Source organism: Ramlibacter sp. (assembly GCF_013697775.1).
Lineage (GTDB): Bacteria > Pseudomonadota > Gammaproteobacteria > Burkholderiales > Burkholderiaceae_C > Ramlibacter.
In genome coordinates, this window is the sequence record NZ_JACCWG010000368.1 from 1 (window position 1) to 3,095 (window position 3,095).

Consider the following 3,095-nt stretch of genomic DNA (forward strand, 5'->3'; position numbering starts at 1 on the left):
GCGGCCGCGCGGGCGATGCGGCCGCCGGCGCGGTGGGCGGCATGATGGGCGCGCTGGGCGGCTTCACCGGCGTGGTGCCGGCGCTGTGGTGCACCTTGCGCGGCTTCGGCAAGGACGAGCAACGCGCCATCATCCAGAACTTCAACCTCGCCATACTGGCGATCACCTTCGCCAGCTACGTCGCCTCGGGCGTGGTGCAGCGGTCCATGCTGCCGCTGCTGGCCGCGGTGGCGCCGGCCATGCTGGTGCCGGCGCTGCTGGGCGCGCGGCTCTACCTGCGCATCGACGAGGCGAGCTTTCGCCGGGCGGTGCTGGGCCTGCTCACCGCCTCGGGCATCGCGCTGCTGGCGTCGGGCTTGCCCGTGCTGCTCGGCGCGCGCTGACCTGCGGGAAGGCGGGCGCGCAAGCGCTCCTTACCTCAGCCCTCCAGTTCGTCGTCGCTCTTGGCCTGCGCCAGCGCCTTGCTGCCCATCGCGTCGGCCTCGCTCTCCAGGCCCGGGTTGTCGTTGACGCTGACGCCGCCTACTTCGGTGGTCGGCTGCACGCGGCCCTGGCGCTGCTGCACCACGTGCCAGGCCTCGTGCGGCATGTGCTTCTCCTGGCCGGGACCCAGGTGGATGTCGCTGCCCTGCGCATAGGCCAGCGCGTTGAGCTGGCGCGGCTCGGACGAGTTGGTGTGCACGCGCACGTCCGACATGTCCATGCCCGACAGGTTCTCGATGCCGCTCTTGAGCTGGTCGGGCATGCCAGTGCGGTTGGGTGCGGCCTCCAGCTGGGCGGTCTTGCGCTGCACGGGCTTCATCTGCAGCTCCTCCTCGGGCGCCTTCATCTGCAGTTCCTCCTCGGGGCCGGCCTTTTTCTGCAGCTCTTCTTCCGGCGCCAACAGCTGCACGGCGGCGCCGAATGTGCTTTGCAACTGCTTGCGCTGCGCCGCCATGGCGGGGCTGTCGGCCATGAAGCCGGCCTGCTGCGCGACGGCGTCGGGAACGCTGGCCGCGCGCGACGCCTCGTCCTTGCGTTCGTTGGTGATGCGGTCGTTCTGGGGCATGGTCCTCTCCTTTATTCGGTGGCCGGCACGATGAAGGTCATGTCGTCGTCCAGTTCGCCCTGCGACGCCGCCACGTGCGGCGACAGGCGCCGGCACAGGTCCAGCACCTCGGCGCAGTCGTGCCCGACCAGCAGAGGATGGTCTGGAAAGCGCCGCGCGTCCAGCACGTTGAAAATCAGCGCGCGCCGCGCCGCCGCATGCATCTTGCGGACCATGCGCAGGTGCCAGCCTTCCTCGGCGCAGCGGTAGCTGAGCGCGCCCGAAGCGATCACGTAGTCGGCAGCGGGCAATTCCATCTGCCCGAAGTCGCCCAGCAGGAAGCGCGCGCTGGCGCCATGGCGGCGCACCGCGTCGTCCAGAAGTTCGGGCATCTGGTCCACGCCGGTGTAGCGCACGCCGGGATGGCGCTCGTCCAGGAAATCCTTCAGGTCGCCGCGCCCGCAGCCCACGTCCAGCACCGAGCAGTGCGCGAAGTCGGCCGCCTGCGCGATCAGCTCGAAGCGCTCCCATTGGCTGTGCGGCGCCTTCCAGCCCAGCGCCTGCGGACGCGGCCCGAATTCGGCGATGCGGTGGCGGTGGTAGTGCATCACCGTGGCGCGTTCGATCAGGTTCATGGCTTGGGGTCGCGCGGGCGCACCGTGGTGAACAGCGCGGCGGCGAACAGCAGGGCCAGCGTCAGCCAGAACAAGACGTTGCCTTCGCGCAGCGACTTGAAGTCGGGGTCGCAGTTCAGCAGGCTGCCGCCCACGAACGCCAGGGCCACGGCCAGTGCCAGCAGCCCGAGCGAGGGCCGCTTGCCGATGCAGCGCAGCCCGCCCGCGGCGATCACGCCCAGCAGCGCGATGATCTGCAGCAGCACCAGCAGGTGGAACACGGCGCGCGCCGCCCAGCGGTTGGTGCACACCAGCTTGCACAGCGCGGTGGTCTGGTCGGTGGCGTCCTTGCGGAATGCGCGCGCGATGGTCTCGTAGGCCGCGTCGCCCACGGCGGTGCCGTGCACCGGCATCTGCCAGAAGCCGGCGCCGCCGAAGTTGTCGCGGAAATAGGCCAGGTCGTCGGCGAACTGCTGCGGATCGGCCCCGTTGTAGGAAACGGTGGCGATGATCTTGCGCAGCAGGATGCGGCGGTCGTTGCCGTAGATGTCGCGCACGTCCTCCAGCGACTTGCGCAGCGCCTTCTTGCTCAGGGTGGTGGGCTCGGGCAGCAGCACCACGAAGCGCACCGTCACGTTGGTGCGGCTGCGGTAGACGTCGCCGTCCTCGCGGATGCGCTCGTTGTCCAGGCGCGGCTCCTCGGCGCGCTTGACGTAGTCGAACAGCGCCTCGTAGTCGAACGGCGCCTTGCCGATCTGCTGCGCCGTCAGCGCGATGTTGAGCCCGTAGTCGCGCGGCGTGCCGGCGCGCATCTGCGCGATCAGCGCCAGCATGAAGCGCCGCACGAACGAGGCGAACACCTGCGCGCCCGCCGGGTTGGTGGCGGCGTTGGGCATGTTGTCGAAGAACACCGTGATGCCGTCGGCCGCCGTGGGCGCCGGCGAGGAGAACGGCATGAAGCGGCTCCAGCGCATCTTGGTGTCGCGCAGCGGGGTGTCGGCCGCCGCCACGGCGCTGCGCGCGAGTTCCCGCGCGGCGCGTTCCAGCCGCGTGTCGTCCAGCGCGAGCAAGGTGCTCCAGTCGTTGCGCCAGACCACCAGGTCGAGCCTGGTGCCGTGGCGCTCGGCCTGCACCGCGAATTCGGCGCCGGCGTCCCCGCTGGCGGGCAGGCGCAGGCCGCCGTCGTCGCCGAAGGTGGCGGCGTGGAAGGCCATGCGCGTGTGCAGGCTGAAGTCCACCTGTTGCGGCTTGCCCGCGGCGGCCCAGAACGGATAGAAGCCGTAAGTCTCGCCGACCATGTCCTCGTGCACGCAGCCGCAGTTGCCGTCGGTGAGCTGCGGCGGCTTGGCCTGCGACAGGAAGTGGCGCTTCTCGGCGGCGGCGATGGCTTCCTGGCGCAAGGCGGCTGGCAGCAGCCAGGCCGGCAGCTCGGCCACCGGCACGCCGGGCGGCGG

4 protein-coding genes are annotated in these 3,095 nt (G+C 70.6%); 1 reads left to right on the forward strand and 3 read right to left on the reverse strand.

Annotation, left to right across the window (positions count from 1 at the left end; all coding sequences use genetic code 11):
- The coding region (locus tag H0U68_RS18570; protein ID WP_296358293.1) for a TSUP family transporter at window positions 1-383 on the forward strand (383 nt) is incomplete at its 5' end.
- A 35-nt stretch (window positions 384-418) separates the two neighbouring features.
- Here the strand turns inward: H0U68_RS18570 and H0U68_RS18575 are convergent.
- The 3 genes from H0U68_RS18575 to H0U68_RS18585 all read right to left on the reverse strand — a co-directional run.
- Complete coding sequence (locus tag H0U68_RS18575) at window positions 419-1,048, reverse strand: DUF4157 domain-containing protein (RefSeq protein ID WP_296358294.1); 630 nt, start codon at window positions 1,046-1,048, stop codon at window positions 419-421.
- Window positions 1,049-1,059: 11 nt separating this feature from the next.
- A complete protein-coding gene (locus H0U68_RS18580) occupies window positions 1,060-1,662 on the reverse strand; it encodes a class I SAM-dependent methyltransferase (RefSeq protein WP_296358296.1) in 603 nt (200 codons plus the stop codon).
- Window positions 1,659-3,095, reverse strand: a 1,437-nt coding sequence (locus tag H0U68_RS18585) for a hypothetical protein (protein ID WP_296358298.1), incomplete at its 5' end; no start/stop codon positions are given. The genes H0U68_RS18580 and H0U68_RS18585, both read right to left, overlap by 4 nt.

Bases quoted from the DNA above. Each gene is read 5' to 3' on its own strand.
- H0U68_RS18575 (WP_296358294.1), bottom strand. From the start codon at position 1,048: ATGCCCCAGAACGACCGCATCACCAACGAACGCAAGGACGAGGCGTCG.
- H0U68_RS18580 (WP_296358296.1), bottom strand. From the start codon at position 1,662: ATGAACCTGATCGAACGCGCCACGGTGATGCACTACCACCGCCACCGC.